Below are 19,705 nucleotides of genomic sequence, written 5' to 3'. Positions count from 1 at the left end.
AGCTGCGCAGTGCATCTGCACTGCGCAGCGAGCCTCGAAGGATGCACGGCCGGGATGCAGCGGGGCCGCCGCCCTTCGAGGCGCAGGTTTGTGCGCGCGGCGGCCCCATCACACCAGGCTCGACTTGCCGCGGCTCAGCACCTCGCCCGCGCCCTTGTCGCCGACGATCTTGCCCTGCTCGTACACCACCCGGCCCCGCGCGATGGTGGTGACGGGCCAGCCGGTGACGTCAAAACCCTCCCAGGGCGTGTAGTCCGCGCCGTGATGCAGATCGGCCTGCTGGATCGACTTCTTCAATTTGGGGTCCCACAGCACGATATCGGCATCGAAGCCGACACCGATCGAGCCCTTGCGCGGATAGAGGCCGTAGATGCGCGCATGGTTGGTCGCGGTCAGCTCGACGAATTTTTGCAAGCTGATCCTCCCCTTCGACACGCCCTCGGAGAACAGGATCGGCAGCCGCGTCTCGACACCGGGGATGCCGTTCGGCACCCAGCGGAACGAGGTGCGTGCGTTCGGCGTCAGCTTGCCCCTGGGATCGTCGTAGCGGAACGGGCAGTGGTCGGACGAGAAGGTCTGGAACACGCCTGACGTGATGCCCTCCCAGATCGCCTGCTGGCTTTCGGCATCGCGCGGCGGCGGCGAACAGACATATTTCGCGCCTGACATGTCCATGTTCAGGCCCTTCATGTCGTCGGCCGTCAGCGTGATGTATTGCGGACAGGTCTCGGCATGCACCGGCAGGCCGCGCTGCTGCGCCCAGCGCACCTGCTCCATCGCCTCGCGTCCGGAGACGTGCACGATCATGATGGGAACGCCGATCACCTCGGCATGGCTGATGGCGCGATGCGTCGCCTCGCGCTCGACGGCCTGGGGCCGCGAGACGCCGTGATAATAGGGCGCGATATGGCCTTCACGTTCCAGCTTGGAGGTGAGGAAGCGGATGGCGTCGTAGCCCTCGCAATGGACCATCACCAGCGCCTCCTCGCGGCGCGCGACGTCGAAGACCTCGAGCAGCTGCTTGTCGCTGAGCACGAGGTCGTCATAGGTCATGAACACCTTGAACGAGGTGTAGCCGTCCTTGACGAGGGCCGGCAGTTCCTGACCGAGCACGACCGCGGTCGGATCGGAGATGATGAGATGGAAGGCGGTGTCGATGTAGCACTCGCCTTCGGCGAGCCTGCGGTAGTTCTCGACGCAGGTTCGCAGCGAGGTGCCCTTCTCCTGAAGCGCAAAGGGCAGCACCATGGTGTTGCCGCCGGCCGCCGCCGCGCGCGTCGCCGAGGCAAAGTCGTCGGCCATCACCACGTCGGGGCCGGAAGCTTGCGAGATGTGGACGTGGCTATCGATCCCGCCCGGCAGCGCCAGCAGGCCCGTCGCGTCGATCTCGCGCGCCGCACCGTCGATGCTGTCCGCGATGCTGACGATGCGGCCGTCGCGGATGCCGATATCGGCGCGAAACTCGTCGCCGGCCGTCACGATGGTGCCGCCGCGAATGGCGAGATCGAACTGGGTCACTTGCGTCTCCGTCACTTGATGACCGCTGATGTCTGGAATATCCGGCCCCACGGCGCAAGAGCAGTGATGTCGCCGCCGGCGAGGCTCAGGGTTCGCCAGAGCGTGACCGCAACCGAGTCCAGCACCGCAACATTCAGTTCCCGCTCGAGCGAGGCCGCAAGCGCCGCACCGTCAAGATTGGTGCAGAGGATGACGACGGCGTCGGCGCCCTCAGCCGCGACCGCGCGGATCATGCCGGCAATCGTCGCAGGCGCGACCTCGCCGAAGGAGAAATTGTCGCGCAGTCCGAGGTGCCGCTCCGTGTGCGGGGCGATCCCCGCCTCGGCCCACACGTCGCCGATCCGTCGCTGCACGTCGTCGATGTAGGGCGAGACGAGGCCGACGCGTTTGGCGCCGAGCGCACGGGCGGCATCGATGCAGGCGAGCGTCGACGTGGTGGCCGGCACGCCTGTGCGCGCCGTGATCGCCTCGCAAAGGCTCCGGTCGCGGCCGATGCCGAGCCAGCTTGCGGACGTGCCGTTCCAGGCGATGGCGTCGACCTTGGCATCCGCCAGCAGGTCCGCCGCCGGCAGCATCGCGGAAGCGTCGAACTGGCTCAGCGCAGCGGCGTCCAGCGCAATCTCGGTGACGCGGAAGCGCGAGAAATGCGCGGTGACATCGGCCACGCCATGCAGCATGGCGCTGGTGACGGGCTCGAGCACCGAGTTGGAGGACGGCGTGATCATGCCGAGACGCGTGCGCATGACCATATTCTACGACGCCTGCGCGAGGCGCGTCGACTCCTCGCGGATCAGGGCCAGGATGTGCCGCTTGGCGTCGTTGAATTCGGGGCTGGTGATGTCCCGCGGGCGCGGCAGGTCGAAATTGACGGCCTCGCGGATCCGGCCGGGCCGCTTCGTCATCACCACGATCTTGTTGCCGAGCACCAGCGCCTCGTCGACGCTGTGGGTAACGAACACGATGGTGCAGCGGCGCTTCTGCCAGATCGCGACCAGCTCCTCCTGCATTTCGAGCTTGGTCTGGGCGTCCAGCGCCGCGAACGGCTCGTCCATCAGGATGACGCTCGGGTTCATCAGGAGGGCGCGGGCGATGCCGACCCGCTGGTTCATGCCGCCGGACATCTCGGAGGGATGATGGTGCTCGAAACCGCTGAGGCCGACGAGATCGATGAACTCCATGGCGCGGTCGTAGCGCTCGGCCTTGGCGACGCCCTTGAGCTTGAGGTGGAAGGCGATGTTGTCGATCGCCGTCAGCCACGGCATCAGGGTCGGCTGCTGGAACACGACACCGCGGTCCGAGCCGGGCCGCTCCACCTGCTTGCCGCCAACCAGCGTGCGCCCGGAGGTCGCCTGCTCGAAACCGGCGATGATGTTGAGCAGGGTCGACTTGCCGCAGCCGGACGGACCGAGCAGACAGACGAAGTCATTGGCCTCAATGTCGAGATTGATGTTGTCCAGCGTCAGCAGGTCACGGCCGCGCCGCTTGTCCGAAAACACCTTGACGATGTTGCGAAGCTCGATTGCCGCCATCAGCCTGCCCTGCCCTGCACGGTGGTGGCCTGCTGCCAGCGCAGCGTGCGCGCCATGATCGCCTTGAGGCCGAGGTCGGAGAGATAGCCGAGCAGCCCGATCGAGATCATCGCCGCGAGCACGATGTCGTAGCGCAGGAAGTAATAGGAATCCCACAGCACGTAGCCGAGGCCGCTCTTCACCGCGACCATCTCGGCCGTGACCGTCAGCATCCAGGCCGATCCGACCGCGATGCGCAGGCCGGCGAAGATCGAGGGCAATGCCGCCGGCAGCACGATGTCGGTCAGCATCTGCCGCTGGCTCGCGCCCATCATCGCGCCGGCACGCACGAGATTGTGGTCCACGGTCTTCACGCCGTGAATGCTGTTCATCAGCACGGGGAAGAAGGCGCCGAGGAACACGAGGAAGATCGCCGGCTTGTCGGCGATGCCGAACCAGATGATCGCCAGCGGAATCCAGGACACTGGCGGGATCGGCCGCAGCATCTGGAGCGTCGGCTCCAGCGTTTTCTCGAACAGACGCGACCAGCCGATCGCGACACCGGCGAGGATTCCCAGCAGGCTTGCCAGCGCAAAGCCGCCGAAGACGCGCAAGGCGCTGGCGAGCGCATCGCGCAGCCAGTGGCCCGAATAGGTCTGCGTGGTCTCGTCGAAGCCGAACACCCAGTCGCCGAGCGCATGCAGCACCGCGCTCGGCGCCGGCAGCAGCGCCGGCGGCAGCATGCCGCTGCGGGCAAAGGCCTCCCAACCGGCGATCAGCAGCGCGGGGACGACGACGCGTTCGAGCCCCTGGAACGCCCGCGTCAGCCGGAACGCCGGCTTGGCCGGAGAGACGTCAGTAACCGAGGTCATTCTTGGCTTTTCCCGTGGCCTGCTCCAGGAACGAATAGTCCATGTTCTTCTCCGCTTCCGCGGAGACGTCCTTCGCAATGTATTTGAGGTCGCGCATCATCGCGGCAATCGCGAGCGTCTGCGAGCGATGGATCGCGGGATCCGGCGAGGCATTCTTCAGCGCTTCGGTCGCGACCGTCTTGTCGAGGCCGGTGAGCTTGTTGATGACGTCGATCCACGGCCCCTTGTCGGCGATCAGCTTGTTGTCGAGTTCGACCACGGCACTGACGACGCCCTGGACGCCGGCGCGCTGGCTCGCGATCACGTCGGAACGGGTGACGATCAGGTTGGTGAGATTCCCCGCGGCCTGGTCGTAGGGCAGCACAAAATGCTTGCCGGCGCCGGCGAGCCTGATCTGTGAGGCGAACGGCTCGACCGAGCAGATCATGTCGACCTCGCCGCGCTGCAGGGCTGCGAGATGGTCCGACGGATTGGGAATGTTGATGAACTGGATGTCCTTGTTGGGATCGACGCCCTGCTTGAGGAACGCACCGCGCATGTGGATGTCCTGCGCATTGCCGCGGGACGCTGCGACCTTCAGCGGCTGGCCGTCGCTCTTCGCTTTCGCAACGGTCGTCTTGAAAGTGGCCCAGTCCTCCGGCGGCAGGTTCAGCTTCGCGGAGGACAGGCATTCCGAGCCGCCATTGATCTGGCCGGACACGGCGACGACGTCGAAGCCTTTGTCGAGCGCCGTGATGTAGTGGAGGTAGGTGACCTGCGCGATGTCGATGCTCTTCGACACCAGCGCAGTGAGGACGTCATTGCCCGAGTTGAAGCCGGTCGCTTCGACCTCGACGTTCCTGGCCATGCCTGAAATCAGCGACATCGGCAGGCAGTGCGCGCATTTGGCGTAACCGAGCTTGATCTTGGCGGTCTGCGCGGAGGCGAGATCGCTTCCACCGAACATCGCCGCCATCACCACGAGGCCCAATCGCAAACTCGTCCGCATCGCTAACTCCGTTTCGAAGGCGCGAGGTCTCGCGCGTCGTCGGAGATCATCGGTCGGCCTTTGCGGCAGCGCAACGGGGATTCTGCATGCTGCATACAATTTGCGCGTTGTGCCATTGTTTTCAGCGAGATGCGTCGGTATTTTGGGCAGGTCAAAGGGCCGGAAACGGCTAAGATGAGCGCAAGCAGTGAGGCACGCGTGCAGCAGAAATCGGAAGCGCCGAAGGGACGAAAGTCGCCCAAACTCAAGCGGATGGGCCTGCATGAGCGCGCCGCCGCGCGGATGCGGACGATGATCATCCGCGGCGAGTTGCCACCGGGATCGCAGACCCAGGAAACCAGGCTGTCGAAGGAGCTGGGCGTCTCGCGCACGCCCTTGCGTGAGGCGATGAAGGTGCTGGCGGCGGAAGGGTTGATCGAGCTGCGCCCCAATCGCAGCCCTCGCATCGCCGACATCGCCGTCGACGGCATCTCGGAATTGTTCGAGGCGCTGGCCGGCATCGAGCGGCTGGCGGCGGAGCTTGCCGCGGAGCGCGCCACCGAGCGCGATCTCGCCCGCCTGCGCACGCTTCAGACCCGCATGGAGGGTCATCACCGCAACGGCAAGCTCGACGATTACTTCGCCATCAACGGCGAGATCCACAACACCATCGTCCGCATGGCGCGCAACACGCCGCTGCGCGAGGCGCACGAGACGCTGATCTCCCGCGCCGAACGCGCGCGCTACCTCGCACTCGGCGCTAACAGCCGCTGGAGCAATTCGGTCGACGAGCACGCCGACATCCTGGCAGCGCTCGAGGCGCGCGACAGCGAAGCGGCCGGCCGCCTGCTCGGCGCCCATGTCCGGCGCACCGGCACCGCCCTGCTCGAAGTCATCGCCACCTCTCAAGCCAAGCAGACGGCCGCGTGACCATGAAGCTGCTGCTGCTCAACCCCAACACCAGCACCGAAGTCACGCACCTGATGATGCGGGTCGGGCAGCGCGCCGCCTCCGCCGGGACCGAGCTGATCCCCTGCACCGCGACTCGCGGCCTGCCCTATATCGCGACGCGGACCGAGGCGCAGATCGGCGGCACTATTGCGCTGGAGATGCTGGCCGAACAGCACAACAAGGTCGATGCCGCGATCATCGCCGCCTTCGGCGATCCCGGCCTGTTCGCCGCGCGCGAAACCTTCGACATTCCCGTGGTCGGCATGGCGGAAGCGGCGATGCTGACGGCGTGCATGGCCGGCCGCCGCTTCGCCATCGTCACCTTCGCCCAGGCGCTGGGGCCCTGGTACGAAGAATGCGTCCGCGCCCACGGGCTGTGGGAGCGCTGCGCCGGCATCCGCATGCTCGACACGCCGTTCCAGGCGATCTCCGAGGTCGGCACCGAAAAGGAGGATGTGCTGGTCGATCTCGCGCAGCGCGCCATTGTCGAGGACGAGGCCGACGTGCTGATCTTCGCCGGCGCGCCGCTTTCGGGCCTTGCCGAACGCGTCGCCGACCGGATCCCCGTTCCTGTGGTCGATCAGGTCATTGCCGCCGTGAAACAGGCCGAGGCGCTGGTGGCGCTGCGCCTGCGCAAGGCGACGGTGGGCACGTTCCGCCGGCCCGCCGCCAAGCCGACCATCGGTCTTGCCGACGCGCTCGCCGCCCGGCTCGAGCATCGCGACAGCTGATCAGAGAGGCGGCCGGCGATGCGAAAAACCCAATTCGTTCTCGATGATACGGCCGAAGGCAAACAAGCGGGATTCGCATCCCGGCGGCGCGATGATCTGGATGCCGAACGGCAGCTCGTTCACTCCCCGAGGTGCCGGCAAGGTCAGGACCGGAAAGCCGACCAGCGACACGATGAAGGTGACGGCGAGATAGTCGATCGGCGTCTCCAGCGGAGCGCCGTCGATTGCGGTGACGTCGCTGATCTCGTTCGGCCAGGGCAGGACCGATGCCGCCGGCGCGACCAGGACGTCGGCGCGGGTGAACAGCTCGCGAAAGCTGCGGTAGATCGCCGTGCGGCGGCGCTCGGCGTTGAGATAATCCTCGGCGGAGAGTCTTGCGCCCGCCTCGATATTCCAGATCACGGTGGGCGTCAGCTCAGCGCGGCGCGTTCTCAGCAGATCACCATAAGCGTTGGCAATGTGAGCGGCGCGCAACGTCCGAAAGGTCTCGATCGCGCCGCCGCAATCGGGCGAGGCTGGCACGAGATCGGCAATGCGCGCGAGCTCCTCGCAGGCGGAGGCGAAGCGGGCTCGAACGTCGCGCGAAACCGGCGCGACGCCAAAGTCAGGCGTGACTGCGATCCGGGGACGTCCCGCAAGTGGCCGGTCGTCACTGACAACGCCGGCGGAGAGCGGATCGTGCGCGTCGCGTCCCCCGCATACCGACAGCGCAAGTTCGAGGTCGTCGACGCTGCGGGCGAGGAAGCCGTGGGTGGCGAGCATGTCCCAGCCGAGCGGACGGCGCGGCGACGGAATGCGGCCGGGCGTCGGCCGGATCGAGGCGACGTCGCAGAAGCTGGCGGGCGTCCGCACGGAGCCGCCGAAATCGGTGCCATGCGCCAGCGGCACCATGCCGGCCGCGACCGCAACGGCGGAGCCGCCGGACGATCCACCGGAGGTCAGCGCGGGATCGAAGGGATTGCGTGTCGGCCCGCACAACCGGTTGGTGCAGACCGCACCGAAGCCGAATTCCGGCGTGTTGGTCTTTCCCAGAATGATCGCACCGGCGCGCCGCAGCCGCGCGACCACGAGATCGTCCTCCACCGGAACGTGATCGCGGAACAGAGCCGATCCGTAAGTTGTCGTGAGCCCGCCGGTGTCGGTGAGGTCCTTGATCCCCATCGGCACCCCATGCAGGGGTCCGATCGGCGCGGGCGCCGCATCGCAGATTTCCGCCGCGCGGCGGGCGCCCTCGGCATCGACCGTTACGAACGCCGCCAATTGGGTATCGAGGCTCGCGATCCGCGCGAGATGCGCCTCGACGGCCTCACGCGAGGACAGTTCGCCCCTGGCGATGGCGCGCGCAAGCTCCGTGGCAGTGAGGTCGCAAACCGATGTCATCGGATCACCATGCCAAAACGCGCATCGAAAGGCGAGCGCTTCGGGCACGAGACTTGCTTTCTCCTCTGCAGCAACGGGAGGCAACACCATGGCTGATGCGCCACGCGGACGTTCGCTCGTCGTCGACGCCGTCACGCACCGCTATCCGAGCGGCGCACTCGCGGTCGAGAACATCAATCTCGACATCAAGGGCGGCGAGATCATCGCCCTGCTCGGCCCGTCAGGCTGCGGCAAGACCACCCTGCTGCGGATCATCGCCGGCTTCATTGCGCAGACGCAAGGGCGGGTCATCATCGGCGACGACGTCGTCGATACGCTGCCGCCGAACCGCCGCGCGGTCGGCATCGTGTTCCAGAACTACGCGCTGTTTCCGCACCTGTCGATCAGCGAGAACGTCGCCTACGGGCTCGCCGCGCGCGGCATCGACAAGGCGACGCGCCAGCGCGAGGCGCAGCGCCTGCTCGAGCTGGTGCAATTGCCTGCAATGGCCGAGCGGCTGCCGCGGCAGCTCTCCGGCGGTCAGCAGCAGCGCGTCGCGCTGGCCCGCGCGCTCGCGATCAAGCCGTCGATCCTGCTGCTTGACGAGCCCTTTGCGGCGCTCGACAAGAATTTGCGGCTCGACATGCAGATCGAGGTCAAGCGGCTGCAACGCGTCTCCGGCATCACCACGCTGATCGTGACGCACGACCAGGAAGAGGCGCTGTCGATGGCCGATCGCGTCGCCGTGCTGAGCCACGGCAAGCTCGAGCAGTTCGGATCGCCGTCCGACGTCTACGACCGTCCGCAGACGCTGTTCGTCAACACCTTCGTCGGCTCGACCAACCGCATGCCCGGTGTCGTGGTCTCGGCGGACCGCACCGCCGCCAAGGTGCGTCTCGATGCCGGCGCGGAGATCATCGCACGGCCCGCCGGCGGCGCGCTCGCTGAAGGTGGCCGCGTCACCGTCTGCATCCGGCCAGAACACCTGCAATTCGTCGGCGACGAAACCGGCTTTGCCGGCGTGGTCGGCATGTCGCTGCCGCTCGGCGCCACCGTCGTGCACGAGGTCACGACCGCGGACGGCTCCGGCGTCAAGGTCTCGCAGGCGCGCATCGGCGAGACGCGCGCGCTGGAGAACGGCGCCGCGGTGCGCCTCGCACCGCTCGCCCCGTCGCTCGCCAACGCCTTTGCCGCAACGCTTTAGATCCAGTCCATAGTTCACAAGGAGTTCGACATGATCCTCAACCGCCGAAGCCTGATGACGACCGCACTCACACTCGGCGCCATGAAGGCGTTTCCCGGCCTGAGCTTCGCGCAGGCCCGCCCGCTGGTGTTTGCGACCTTCACCGGAAGCTGGGAGGAGGCGCACAAGGCCGTGCTGGTGCCGGCCTTCCGCAAAGCCAACGCGGACGCCGCGATGGTGCTCGATCCCATGCTCTCGGTCGACCAGATCGCGAAGGTCAATGCCGCCAAGGCCAATCCGCCGATCGACGTCATGCTGCACGATCCCGGCCCCGCCCTCGTCGCGATCGGCCAGGACCTCGTCGAGCCCTATCCGGTCGAGAAGAGCGCCTCTTACAAGGACCTGATCGTCGAGGCGCAGGAGCCGATGGGCCCCGCCCCGTTCTTCCAGGTCGTCGGCCTCACCTACAATCCGGAAGCCGTCAAGACGCCGCCGACCTCCTGGGCTGACCTCTGGAAGCCGGAATTCAAGGGCCGCGTCGGCATCACAAACCTCAACTCGACGCTCGGCACCGGATGGTTGGTCGAGATCGCCAAGATGCGCGGCGGCTCGGAGGCCAATGTCGATCCCGGCTTCAAGGCGCTGGAAGAGCTGAAGCCCAATCTCGCGGCCGTGGCTGCCAATCCCGGCGCGCTCGCCACCCTGTTCCAGCAAGGCCAGATCGACATCTCGCCCGGCAATTTCAACGCCATCCAGATCCTGAAAGCGCGCGGCGTGCCGGTCGAGTTCGTGGCCCCGAAGGAAGGCGCCATCGCCTTCAAGACCACGATCCACATCGTCAAGAACTCGCCGAACCGCGAGCTCGCCTTCAAGCTGATCGAGGCCGCGCTGACGCCGGAGGTGCAGACCACGCTGATGAACCCGCCCTACCTGATCGTGCCCACCAACTCCAAGGTGACGATGGGCGGCGAGATCGCGCGCGTGCTCGCCAAGGACACGGCCGAGCTGAAGCAGAAATTCGTGTTCCAGGACTGGAAGAAGATCAACGAACAGCGCTCGGCCTGGATCGAGCGTTTCAACCGCGAGATCAAGATCTGAGAGCGTTAAGGATCTAGCGATGGGCGCAGCGCCGGCATCACGGGACGTGACCTCCTACGGGATGGGATTGGCAGTGCCGCTGGCGCTGTTCTTCCTGGTCTTCTTCGTGGCGCCGCTGCTGCAACTGCTCTGGCTCTCGCTGCACAACGACACGGCCGGGCTCCATTGGGGGCTCGGCCAGTACCTGCACTTCCTCACCGATCCCTTCAGCTTAGGGGTGCTCGGCTCGACGCTGCTGCTCGGCGCCGAGGTGACGGCCGTGTGCCTCGTGCTCGGCTTTCCCATTGCATGGCTCTATCAGCGGGTCGGACCAAAGCTTCAGACCATTATCATCCTGATCGTGCTGCTGCCGCTCCTGACCAGCGTCGTGGTGCGCACCTTCGCCTGGATCGTCATCCTGGGCCGCCAGGGCATCATCAACGCGACGCTGCAATCGCTCGGCATTATCAATACGCCCTTGAAGGTGCTCTACACCCAGTTCGGCGTCGTGATTGCGCTGGCGCAGGTGCAGATGCCGCTGATGACGCTGCCTCTGATCACCGCGCTCGGCCGGATCGATCCCAATCTCGACGATGCCTCCTGCTCGCTCGGCGCCGGGAGCTGGCGCACCTTCTTCAGGATCGTGCTGCCGCTGTCGCTGCCGGGCGTGATCGCCGGCTGCACGCTGACCTATGCCGCCGCGATCACGGCGTTCATCACCCAGTCGCTGATCGGCGGCGGGCAGATGTTGTTCATGCCGATGTATCTCTATCAGCAGGCCTCGACGCTGCAGAACTGGCCCTTCGCATCCGCGATCTCGATCATCTTCCTGCTCGCCGTGCTCGCGGTCGTCTCCGTCTTCACCACGCTCGGCCGCCTATCGCGCGGCTATGGAGGTGCGTGATGGGCGGGCGCAAGCGCACCCTGGAGGCGATCAGCTTCGAGCTGGTCATGACCGTGATCGCGGTGATCGCGCTGATCATCATCATCGCGCCGTCGCTGGTGGTGCTGATCGTCTCCTTCACCAGCGGCTTCTCGCTGCGCTTCCCGCCGCCGGGTTATTCGCTGCGCTGGTACGCCGAACTGTGGAATGCCTGGCAGCTGCACTTCGCGGCCAAGAACAGCCTCATCGTCGCGCTGTGGGCGACGGGCCTGTCCGTCGTCCTCGGCGTCGCCGCAGCGCTTGCGATCTCGCGCTCGCGGACGCTGTCGGCACGGCTGCTCGATTCCCTGTTCATGTCGCCGCTGGTCCTGCCGGCGCTCGCCTTCGGGCTTGCCGCCCTGATGCTGTTCTCGCTGGTCGGCCTGCCGGTGTCGCCGCTGACGCTGGTGATCGGCCACACCGTGGTCTGCGTCCCCTATGTGGTGCGCAACACGGTCGCAGCGCTCGCCCAGTTGGAGCCGACCCTGCTGGAGAGCTCCGCGGTGCTGGGCGCAAGCCGGCTCTATACGTTCCGCCGGATCGTGCTGCCGCTGATCCGGCCCGGCATCATCGCAGGCGCCTTCATCGCCTTCATGTCGTCCTTCGACAACGTGCCGGTGTCGCTGTTCCTGCGCGATGCCGCCACCGACATGCTGCCGATCCGGATGTGGCAGGATCTCGAAGGCAAGTTGGATGTCACCATCGCCGCATTGTCGGGCGTGCTGATCATTGCGACCGTCGCGCTGGTCGCGGTCATGGAGCGCGTCACGGGCCTGTCGCGGCGGCTGACGAACTGATCAGGCGCCGCGGAACAACGAATAGCCCCAGCGCGTGAATTTCAGCGGCAGATGAAAATGCTCGTCGACATCCTTGATGCGGAAGCGGAACGGCGTCACCGTGAGAAAACCGCCGCTGTCCGCAAAGAACTCGCCGAGATGAAACAGGACCTCGTACTCGCCGGCCGTCACGCCGGCGCCTTGCGCAATGGGGTGATCGAGCACGCCATTGGCGCCGAGCCGCCCGTCGGCGATGCGCGAGGAGTCGGGATCGATCCGCCAGATTTCGACGCGCAGCCCCTGCGCGGGCCGTCCGCTTGCCACATCGACCGCGTGAATGGAAATGCCGCCTGCCACCATGTTCCTCCGCTGAGCGCGCCGCCATGATAGACGGAAACGCTGCCGTTCGGCCAGCACTGCTGCCAGCCCTGGGCGCGATGACCTGGCTCCAGGCGTTGGTGGCGCTCGCTTTATTCGCGCCCGGCGTGGTCGCGCCGCGCGCCCATATCGAGGTCTGGCAGCTCTCGATGTTCTCATGCGCGGTGTTCGCGGTCGGAATCCCCGCCTCGTTCTGGGGCGGCGGCTTCATCGCGCGGGTTGGCTCGCTGCGGATCGCGAGCCTGTGCGCAGCGGCCATCGTCATCGGCATGGCACTGGCTTCACTCGGATCGAGCGCCGCCCTGCTGGCCGCAGGCCTCTGCCTCGGCCTCGCCATGGGGCCCGAGACGCCCGCAAGCGCGGCGCTGCTGGCGCGGCTGGTGACCGCCGAGCGCCGCGCCTTCGTCTTCTCGGTGCGCCAGACCGGCAACCAGATCGGCGCGGTCTGCGGCTCGCTGGCTCTGCCCGCGATCGCCATCGCGTTCGGCCCGGCCTGGTGCTATGCGGGCGTTGCTGCCTGCGCGCTGCTGGCGATCGCGCTGTTCGAACGGCTGCGGCCGGCCTATGCCGGCAAGATCGTCCCGCCGCCAGAGCTCGATCTGCGCGCACGGCTGGCGCTGGTGACCGCGGACCGGCGCATCGCGATGCTGGCGCTGGCCTCGATGCCGTTCAGCGCCATGCAGGTGTCGCTCAACACGGTCTTCGTCACGCTCGGCACGCGCGAGCTTGGCCTTGGCCATATCGAGGCCGGCATGGCGCTCGCCTGCGCGCAAGCCGGCGGCCTCGTCGGCCGGCTCGGCTGGGGCTTTGTGGCGATGCGCCTCGATGCTTCGCGCATGGTGCTCATCGTCATCGGCCTCGGCATGGCCTTCTGCGCCGCGCTGCTCGGCCTCGACGGCGGATCGCTCAGCCGCACCTGGCAGTTCGCAGTTGCTGCGCTGTTCGGCCTGACAGCGTCGGGCTGGAACGGTGTCTTCATCGCCGAGATCGCGCGCCTCGCGCCGCAGGACCGGATCGGCGAGACCACCGGCGCGGTGCTGACCGCGTCCTATGCCGGCCTGCTGGCGGCGCCGGCGCTGGTGTCGATATTGGATGGCGCAGCCAGCCTCGGCGCAGCGTTCTTTGCCTTGGCGTGTCTTGCCCTCTGCGGCACATTGGCGCTGATGTGGGGAGGCCATGACAAAGCCAGCACGTAGTGCCCGCGACATCGCGGCGGATGTCGGGGCCGGACGGACAAGCGCCGCCGAGACCGCAAAGGCCGCGCTCGCGCGGATCGAGGCAGCCAAGGCCTTAAACGCGGTCGTCACGACCGATCCCGCACGCACCCTCGCCGAGGCCGCGGCGATCGACGATCGCCTGCGTGCCGGCGAGACGATGCCGCTCGCCGGCGTCCCCATCGTCGTCAAGGACAACATCTGGGCCAGCGGCTGGCGTGTGACGCAGGGCTCGCGGCTGTTCGCCGATTTCATCGCGTCACAGGATGCGATTGCGATCGAACGGCTGCGCAAGGCCGGCGCGGTCATCGTCGGCATCGGCGCAACCTCCGAATTCGCCAGCAAGGGCGTCACGACCTCTCCTCTCTTCGGGCCCACGCGGCATCCGCTCGATCCTACGCTGACGCCCGGTGGCTCATCCGGCGGTCCGGCCGCCGCCGTCGCAGCCGGCCTCGTGCCGCTCGCAATCGGCACCGATGCGGGCGGCTCCAGCCGCAGGCCGCCGGCCCATGTCGGCGTCACCGGTTTCAAGCCGTCCTATGGCGCGATCCCCTATGGGCCCGGTTTCGCCGAGCCCTTCTTCGGCCTCTCCGTCATCGCACCGATCGCGGCCGATGTTGCCGATGTCGCGCTGGCGTTCGAGACGATGGCCGGCATCGATCCGCGCGATCCCGATTCCGCCGTCATCGCGCGAGAACCCGATGACATCGCGCGCCTTCGCATCGCGTTCTCGCCACGCCTTGGGCTCGACGTCGCGGTCGATGACGTAGTCGCCAACGGGCTCGTTTCCGCAGTGGCGCGTCTCTCCGCCGCAGGCCTCGGCATCACGCAGCGCGATCCCATCTGGCCGGCGGGTGCGACGGAAGAGTCCCTCATGCCGCTTCAGCATGCCGGCCTCGCTGCGCTCTTTGGCGACGCCTTTCGCAAGGATCCGACTGTCTTCGATCCTGACATCGCCAAGCAGATCGAGCGGGGACTCACCTGGTCAGGCGCGGACGTCGCGCGCGCGCTGCTTGCGAGCACCGCAATCGCCAATGCCTTCGCGGCCTTCTTCGCCGAGGTCGATCTGCTGCTGGCGCCCACGGTCCCCTGCGTTGCATGGCCGTTCACCCAGCTGGGGCCTGATATGATCGGCGGCCGCCCCGCGAGCCCGCGCGGGCATGCGGTGTTCACGCCGTTCGTCAATCACGCGAGGTTACCGGCGATCTCGCTTCCATGCGGGGCCGACGCCCGCGGGCTTCCGTTCGGCCTCCAGATCATCGCCCGGCGCGGCCAGGACCGCACGCTGCTGCGCGCCGCACAGCAGATCGAGGCGCTGTTGCAGCGTCCAGCGGCGATTTCGGAATAATAGCAGAATACCCCTGTTTTGCCCGACGGGTCAATTGACGTCGACACCTGCGTAAGCCGTTGATTCAATTATCACCGGCTACTGTGCATGGGGTTGTTTTCGCACTTTTTGTTTGATCGGGCGCCGCGCGAGCAAGTCTAGCTGGCGAAAGACAGACGCAGCCGTCGCCAGCCGATGACAATTCCGGTGATCGAGAACACCAGCCCGAGCGCGCAGAGACCGACGATCAGGACATCGCGCAAACGCGGATGCGCCAGCAGGACCGGAAAATCAAGCGTGTGGAGCGCGCCGTAGAACCAGCGATAGGCACGCCGCGATGCATCCAGCCTTTGCAGGACGCTGCCGTCGGCGCTGTCGATGTCGAACCAGACGTCGCCGCAGCGGGCACGGTAGACCGGTGCCCCCGGGACGATGGATTGCGCGGGATAATCGTCATTGACCGCAACAACGGACGGCGCGCCGCAGCCTGCCGCGAGCCGCGTCATCAAACTCTCGACCTCCTGCGCGCTGAGGAATTCCGATTCTCCGCCGTTGGGCCGGACCAGAATCTGCTTGTCGAGACCAATCCGCTCGCGTCGATAGACCATGCCGTTAAAGCCAAGCCATTCGACTTCGCGGGCTAAGGACGATACCGGCTTCCGATCGAGCGAGGCGGCCGTCTTCCAGTCCGGCAAGGCGTTCGTCACGCCGGCCTCCGCGGGGCTCAACTGCCCGCGCGAGAACAGCCGGCCGTGATCCATCGAGAGCCAGCCGCTGAAGATCCAGGTCAGCACGAAGGCTGTTGCCACCAGGCCGACGATGTGATGCAGAGCATGCCAGCCGCGATAGGGCGAGAAGAACTGACGTCCCTGTAGCCTCATCCGCGCGATCCCGAGCACCGCCCCCAACATCGCTGCGATCAGGGCCAGCAGCGATAGCGTCCAGACCACGCCGTCCCACAGCGCCCAGTTGCTCCTCAGAACCGTCGGGTAGATCCAGTGCAGCACGCTGCCGACGAGATTCCAGCCGCGCTCGCTCCGCGTCGTATCCAGGACGATTTCACCAGTACGCGACGAGACGTAGACCTCCGTCCCGGCGGCATCGCCAAGGGCCACGCGAAACAGCGGTCGGTGGCGATCAAAGCCGTTCGGTACGCTCCATTGATCGTAGTCCGCGTGCGCAACGATCGTCGCATGCGCGGCATCCAGCCCGCGCTGGCGCGCATGCGCCTGCACGATGGCGAGCGCGACCTCGGGCGACGACGCCGATGCATCCCGTCCGTCGGAAGCGCGGACCGCGCGCGAGCGTGAGGGCCCCGACACGACATAGACGGATCCATCGCTCCGCTGAATCAGGCGCAGGCGCGTAGCATCGGCGATTCCACTCGCAGCCACGGCATCGGCAACCGCCATGGTGGCCTGCACGCGCACGACCGGCGCAAGGCCGGCAAAACGTTCCGCTTCCGTCAATGACGGAAACGGAACGAAATGCATCACGATACCCGTCGCGAACCACATCGCGAACAGCAGGCAGAACGTGATCCCGAGCCAGCGATGCAGCAGGACGATCGCGCCCATCATGCGCTCAGCGTCCTACCATTTGAACGCCGCCGAGATCTCGTAGGTGCGCGGCGCGCCCAGGAGGATCTGGCCGGGATAGAACGGATCGCCCCAGATCGCGTAGCGCTTGTCGGTGAAGTTGCGCACCCGGAAGGTCAGGCGGGCCTGATCGACGGCATTGAACACCGTCTTGGGAATGTCGACGAAGGCGTAGACGTCGCCGACCGTGTAGGCGTTCATCGTCACCGTGTTGGCGTCGGTGTTGTAGCGGTCGCCGACGTGACGGCCGACGATGCCGAGCTCCACCGGCCACGGCGTGAAGAACCGGTACGACGCACCAGCATTCGCGACGATGCGCGGCACGTTCGGCGGCGTGTTGCCCGAGAACGAGCCGCCGACGAAATTGTAGTCGGCATAGCGCGCATCGACATAGGCGATGTTGCCCCATAGCCGGAGGGGCTCGATCGGCCGCACCGAGGCGGCGAGCTCGACGCCCTTCGATTCCTGTCGCCCGGCGATGTTGAGCGCCATGCCGCCGGCCGCGGCATAGACGTTCTTGCGCAGGATATCGTAGGCCGAGAACGACCATTCCGCCCGGTTGTCCCAGAACAGATGCTTGACGCCGGTCTCGTAGGTGCGCGACGTCGTCAGATCCAGCGGCTGGGTCGGCAACAGCAGGAAGATGTTGTTGGCGGAAACGTCGGCACCGGTGGCATACTGGCTGAAGAAGGTCAGGCCGGGCACGGCCTCCCAGGTGTAGCCGATGCGACCCGTCACCGGCGCCCAGTCCTTCGTGAACGGAAAGCCCGCGTTCACTAGACCGTTCTGGTCGGTCGAGTTGCGGTCGAGCCCGATATGTTCGACGCGGAGGCCGCCGATCAGCGCGAAGGTCCGCGTCAGCTTCAGCCGGTCCTCGAACGACAGCGCCTCGTTGTCGATGCGCGCGGTCTGCTGCTTGGTCGTGAGATCGCCGTAGAAGCCACGAACAGGATCGACCAGAGAGACGAAATCCTCCGGGAAATTTGCGGCGCCCGGCCTGACGAAATCGAGATAACTCGACGACAGCGTGGTGACTAGACGGTTGTCAAAGCCGGCGATGTTCGCATCCCAAGTCAGGTCGGTGATGTTGCCGACGAGCCGCTGGCTGTGTGCGACGTAAAAACGGCTGCGGTCGACCGTGTTCATGTGCGGGCCGGGATTCGTGGTGAACGCCTCGACCTCGTTGTTGAACCACGAACGTTCCGCGCCGTAGGCATAGGCCTGACTTTTCAGCATCAGGTCGGGCGCAAGCTTCAGCTCGAACCCGCCGCGCAGCCAAACCTCTTGCGCCACGTTGCGGTTGTCGAGCACGTTGTAGTTGGTGTTGAACGTGCGATCGTCGATCGTAATTGATCCAAGATTCGATTTAGTGAAGTCCGACACGTAAGTACCCGATACGATGCCGCTCGTCGCATGCGAGCCACTGAAAGCGGCCGGCACCAGCGGCGCGCCCCAATAGGCCTTTCCGCGATCCTCGCGGTACTCGATCGCGCCCCAGACCTTGAGACTGTCGGAGACGCGGTAGTTGAGCTGGCCAGACACGTCGAGCGTCTTGGTATTGGTGTCGTCGACAAAACCGTTGAGCGAGGAGCGGCTGATGTCGAAGCGGTAGTCGAGGCCCTGGACGTTGGTGCTGCCGCCCGAGCCGTAATGGGTACGGAACGAGTTCAGGGAGTCGTACGAGAAGTCCGCCTCGTTGCGGATCGCTCCGGTGTGTGGCTGCTTTGTGACGAAGTTGATAGCCCCGCCGGCGGCGCCCTCGCCCGAGATCAGCGAGGCCGGGCCCTTCAGGAATTCGACGGCCTCCAGATTGGCCGTGTCCATGATCCGCGAGGTCATGTTCTGCGGGCCGATCTTGATGCCGTTATAGAGCGTGTTGATCTGGCTGTTGGTGAAGCCGCGCATCGAGAAACCCGCCGGCTCCCCCGGACTATCGCCGGAGGTCACGCCGACCGCACCTTGGGCCACCTCGGACACGGTGCGATAGCCCTGCTCGCGCATGGTCTCGGCTGAGATCACCTCGACGGTCGCCGGCGTCTCGCGCACGGTGAGGCCGAGACGCGAGGCGCTTTCGGCCACCGCATTGCTGTTGAGCGGCGTTGGCGCCGCCGCGGCCGGCACGGCAGGCTTGGGCGCCGCCGATGCGGCCGCTGACCGGCGCGGCGTTGCGCGGCGCGCACTCTGCGCGTCCCGCCCGGCCGGCTTTGCCTGCTTGCGGGATTGGTTGGGCGACACCTCGACGGGTGGCAGCGGTTCGCGGACCTGCTGCGCCAGCGCGGCGGGCAGATCGGCGACTGTAAACGACGTGAAAGCAGCGGAGGCGAGCAGGAAACGGCGCGATCGTCCAAGACGGATAGAAGACACAGCGGGACCTCGGTATGACGTCAGTGGCACGTCACAGCGAACGAGGTCTCACCTTTGGCTTGTCAGCCGTCCGATGAAGCCGAATGTCTGTACTCCCCGACCGACATCTTCGCGTGTGACCACGGCTGACGGCAGGTCTCCTGGCTCGCGGGTCGTCACCACTTCGTCGCCTTCCCGGGACCGAGGACCCAGTGGCTTCTGACGAAGGATTATCCGCTTACAGTTGCGGGGGCAGCCGCGGCGTTGGGGAAACATCCCCGCACCGCATTCCCTTTTCATCCCCTCTCGGGGGAAACCGTCGCGAGCATCTAGGATTACGATCGAGACAGAGTCAATGTGCCAGTTGCGGCGTTATTGCCACAGCGACCAACTTCCTTGGAGATGAGCATGGAAGGCAAGACCTTCCTCTGGCTGATCCGTCATGCGCCCGTCGCCGGCGTCGCGGGGACGATCCACGCGCCGGACGCGCCCGCCGATCTCGGCGATCGCGCGCAACTGGAGGCGCTGCGGCAGCGCTTGCCGCAGGACTCTGCGAGCTATGCCAGCCCGTCGCGGCGCACGGTCGAGACCGCGCGCGTGCTGGGGCTCGAACCGGAGCTGGTGGGCGAGTTCAGCGAGCAGGATTTTGGCGATTGGACCGGCCGGCGGCATGATGAACTCGCAGCGACCGGTGGCGATGCCTACGCGCAATTCTGGGACGATCCGGCGCACGCACGACCACCGGGAGGTGAAAGCTTTGAGGACCAGGTCGCGCGCGTGCGACGTGGGCTGTCACGAATCGAAGCTGGACGCGCAACGCTCGTCGTGCATTCCGGCACGATCCGCGCCGCACTGTGCATCGCGCTGGATCTTGCGCCGCAAGCTGCCCTGCGCTTCGTGATCGATCCGCTGTCGCTCACCAGGATCGACCGGCTCGCGACCGGCTGGCGCGTCGTGTCGGTCAATCAGCGCGTGGCGTGA

18 protein-coding genes and 1 riboswitch are annotated in these 19,705 nt (G+C 66.4%); of the genes, 9 read left to right on the top strand and 9 right to left on the bottom strand.

Annotated features, from left to right (window positions below; translation table 11 throughout):
• Positions 1-108: 108 nt before the first annotated feature.
• Genes hydA through XI09_RS41255 form a run of 5 tightly spaced genes read right to left on the bottom strand, consistent with a single transcriptional unit; the run spans position 109 to position 4,886 of the window.
• A complete protein-coding gene (gene hydA, locus XI09_RS41275) occupies positions 109-1,518 on the bottom strand; it encodes a dihydropyrimidinase (protein WP_271572044.1) in 1,410 nt (469 codons plus the stop codon).
• 11 nt (positions 1,519-1,529) lie between these two features.
• A complete protein-coding gene (locus XI09_RS41270; RefSeq protein ID WP_271572043.1) occupies positions 1,530-2,267 on the bottom strand; it encodes a maleate cis-trans isomerase family protein in 738 nt (245 codons plus the stop codon).
• A gap of 3 nt (positions 2,268-2,270) precedes the next feature.
• Positions 2,271-3,047 (bottom strand): ABC transporter ATP-binding protein, encoded by a 777-nt coding sequence (locus XI09_RS41265; RefSeq protein ID WP_271572042.1) that lies wholly within the window; start codon positions 3,045-3,047, stop codon positions 2,271-2,273.
• Positions 3,047-3,898, bottom strand: coding sequence for an ABC transporter permease (locus tag XI09_RS41260; protein WP_271572041.1), 852 nt, complete (start codon positions 3,896-3,898; stop codon positions 3,047-3,049). The genes XI09_RS41265 and XI09_RS41260 overlap by 1 nt, the downstream gene beginning before the upstream one ends.
• Positions 3,882-4,886: an ABC transporter substrate-binding protein gene (locus XI09_RS41255; RefSeq protein ID WP_271572040.1), complete on the bottom strand. Its 1,005-nt coding sequence runs from the start codon at positions 4,884-4,886 to the stop codon at positions 3,882-3,884. Before XI09_RS41255 ends, XI09_RS41260 begins: the two co-directional genes overlap by 17 nt.
• A 174-nt stretch (positions 4,887-5,060) precedes the next feature.
• Here XI09_RS41255 and XI09_RS41250 point away from each other — a divergent pair, with 174 nt between their 5' ends.
• Positions 5,061-5,795 carry a GntR family transcriptional regulator gene (locus XI09_RS41250; RefSeq protein WP_271572039.1) on the top strand — a complete coding sequence of 245 codons (735 nt, stop codon included), beginning with the start codon at positions 5,061-5,063 and terminating at the stop codon, positions 5,793-5,795.
• A 2-nt stretch (positions 5,796-5,797) separates the two neighbouring features.
• Positions 5,798-6,547 carry an aspartate/glutamate racemase family protein gene (locus XI09_RS41245; RefSeq protein WP_271572169.1) on the top strand — a complete coding sequence of 250 codons (750 nt, stop codon included), beginning with the start codon at positions 5,798-5,800 and terminating at the stop codon, positions 6,545-6,547.
• Here the strand turns inward: XI09_RS41245 and XI09_RS41240 are convergent, their stop codons facing one another.
• Positions 6,548-7,927 (bottom strand): amidase, encoded by a 1,380-nt coding sequence (locus tag XI09_RS41240; protein WP_271572038.1) that lies wholly within the window; start codon positions 7,925-7,927, stop codon positions 6,548-6,550.
• An 88-nt stretch (positions 7,928-8,015) separates the two neighbouring features.
• Here XI09_RS41240 and XI09_RS41235 point away from each other — a divergent pair, with 88 nt between their 5' ends.
• Genes XI09_RS41235 through XI09_RS41220 form a run of 4 tightly spaced genes read left to right on the top strand, consistent with a single transcriptional unit; the run spans position 8,016 to position 11,885 of the window.
• Positions 8,016-9,110 (top strand): ABC transporter ATP-binding protein, encoded by a 1,095-nt coding sequence (locus tag XI09_RS41235; protein ID WP_271572037.1) that lies wholly within the window; start codon positions 8,016-8,018, stop codon positions 9,108-9,110.
• Positions 9,111-9,140: 30 nt separating this feature from the next.
• Positions 9,141-10,187 (top strand): ABC transporter substrate-binding protein, encoded by a 1,047-nt coding sequence (locus XI09_RS41230; RefSeq protein ID WP_271572036.1) that lies wholly within the window; start codon positions 9,141-9,143, stop codon positions 10,185-10,187.
• 19 nt (positions 10,188-10,206) lie between these two features.
• Positions 10,207-11,070, top strand: coding sequence for an ABC transporter permease (locus XI09_RS41225; protein ID WP_271572035.1), 864 nt, complete (start codon positions 10,207-10,209; stop codon positions 11,068-11,070).
• Positions 11,070-11,885, top strand: coding sequence for an ABC transporter permease (locus XI09_RS41220; RefSeq protein ID WP_271572034.1), 816 nt, complete (start codon positions 11,070-11,072; stop codon positions 11,883-11,885). The genes XI09_RS41225 and XI09_RS41220 overlap by 1 nt, the downstream gene beginning before the upstream one ends.
• Here the strand turns inward: XI09_RS41220 and XI09_RS41215 are convergent, their stop codons facing one another.
• Positions 11,886-12,221 (bottom strand): hydroxyisourate hydrolase, encoded by a 336-nt coding sequence (locus tag XI09_RS41215; protein ID WP_271572168.1) that lies wholly within the window; start codon positions 12,219-12,221, stop codon positions 11,886-11,888. It lies immediately after the preceding gene.
• 26 nt (positions 12,222-12,247) lie between these two features.
• Here XI09_RS41215 and XI09_RS41210 point away from each other — a divergent pair, with 26 nt between their 5' ends.
• Complete coding sequence (locus XI09_RS41210; protein ID WP_271572033.1) at positions 12,248-13,438, top strand: MFS transporter; 1,191 nt, start codon at positions 12,248-12,250, stop codon at positions 13,436-13,438.
• Positions 13,419-14,804, top strand: a complete 1,386-nt coding sequence (locus tag XI09_RS41205) for an amidase (RefSeq protein ID WP_271572032.1) — start codon at positions 13,419-13,421, stop codon at positions 14,802-14,804. The genes XI09_RS41210 and XI09_RS41205 overlap by 20 nt, the downstream gene beginning before the upstream one ends.
• Positions 14,805-14,941: 137 nt before the next feature.
• Here the strand turns inward: XI09_RS41205 and XI09_RS41200 are convergent, their stop codons facing one another.
• Together XI09_RS41200 and XI09_RS41195 are read right to left on the bottom strand one after the other, a co-directional pair.
• Positions 14,942-16,363, bottom strand: coding sequence for a PepSY domain-containing protein (locus tag XI09_RS41200; protein WP_271572031.1), 1,422 nt, complete (start codon positions 16,361-16,363; stop codon positions 14,942-14,944).
• Between the two features lie 12 nt (positions 16,364-16,375).
• Complete coding sequence (locus tag XI09_RS41195; RefSeq protein WP_271572030.1) at positions 16,376-18,745, bottom strand: TonB-dependent receptor; 2,370 nt, start codon at positions 18,743-18,745, stop codon at positions 16,376-16,378.
• Between the two features lie 113 nt (positions 18,746-18,858).
• Positions 18,859-19,060, bottom strand: a riboswitch (cobalamin riboswitch).
• A 72-nt stretch (positions 19,061-19,132) separates the two neighbouring features.
• Between XI09_RS41195 and XI09_RS41190 the strand changes: the two genes are divergently transcribed.
• Positions 19,133-19,705 carry a histidine phosphatase family protein gene (locus XI09_RS41190; RefSeq protein ID WP_271572029.1) on the top strand — a complete coding sequence of 191 codons (573 nt, stop codon included), beginning with the start codon at positions 19,133-19,135 and terminating at the stop codon, positions 19,703-19,705.

This window comes from Bradyrhizobium sp. CCBAU 11386, assembly GCF_028128955.1.
In the GTDB taxonomy this organism is placed as follows: Bacteria; Pseudomonadota; Alphaproteobacteria; order Rhizobiales; family Xanthobacteraceae; genus Bradyrhizobium.
The sequence above is the reverse complement of the archived record's forward strand: the minus strand, read 5'-3'. Positions and strand labels throughout refer to the sequence as shown.

Excerpts from the sequence above, each read along its gene's own strand:
- XI09_RS41270 (WP_271572043.1), bottom strand. The coding sequence starts at position 2,267 with ATGGTCATGCGCACGCGTCTCGGCATGATCACGCCGTCCTCCAACTCG.
- XI09_RS41265 (WP_271572042.1), bottom strand. The coding sequence starts at position 3,047 with ATGGCGGCAATCGAGCTTCGCAACATCGTCAAGGTGTTTTCGGACAAG.
- XI09_RS41260 (WP_271572041.1), bottom strand. The coding sequence starts at position 3,898 with ATGACCTCGGTTACTGACGTCTCTCCGGCCAAGCCGGCGTTCCGGCTG.
- XI09_RS41255 (WP_271572040.1), bottom strand. The coding sequence starts at position 4,886 with ATGCGGACGAGTTTGCGATTGGGCCTCGTGGTGATGGCGGCGATGTTC.
- XI09_RS41250 (WP_271572039.1), top strand. The coding sequence starts at position 5,061 with ATGAGCGCAAGCAGTGAGGCACGCGTGCAGCAGAAATCGGAAGCGCCG.
- XI09_RS41245 (WP_271572169.1), top strand. The coding sequence starts at position 5,798 with ATGAAGCTGCTGCTGCTCAACCCCAACACCAGCACCGAAGTCACGCAC.
- XI09_RS41240 (WP_271572038.1), bottom strand. The coding sequence starts at position 7,927 with ATGACATCGGTTTGCGACCTCACTGCCACGGAGCTTGCGCGCGCCATC.
- XI09_RS41235 (WP_271572037.1), top strand. The coding sequence starts at position 8,016 with ATGGCTGATGCGCCACGCGGACGTTCGCTCGTCGTCGACGCCGTCACG.
- XI09_RS41230 (WP_271572036.1), top strand. The coding sequence starts at position 9,141 with ATGATCCTCAACCGCCGAAGCCTGATGACGACCGCACTCACACTCGGC.
- XI09_RS41225 (WP_271572035.1), top strand. The coding sequence starts at position 10,207 with ATGGGCGCAGCGCCGGCATCACGGGACGTGACCTCCTACGGGATGGGA.
- XI09_RS41220 (WP_271572034.1), top strand. The coding sequence starts at position 11,070 with ATGGGCGGGCGCAAGCGCACCCTGGAGGCGATCAGCTTCGAGCTGGTC.
- XI09_RS41210 (WP_271572033.1), top strand. The coding sequence starts at position 12,248 with ATGATAGACGGAAACGCTGCCGTTCGGCCAGCACTGCTGCCAGCCCTG.
- XI09_RS41205 (WP_271572032.1), top strand. The coding sequence starts at position 13,419 with ATGACAAAGCCAGCACGTAGTGCCCGCGACATCGCGGCGGATGTCGGG.
- XI09_RS41200 (WP_271572031.1), bottom strand. The coding sequence starts at position 16,363 with ATGATGGGCGCGATCGTCCTGCTGCATCGCTGGCTCGGGATCACGTTC.
- XI09_RS41190 (WP_271572029.1), top strand. The coding sequence starts at position 19,133 with ATGGAAGGCAAGACCTTCCTCTGGCTGATCCGTCATGCGCCCGTCGCC.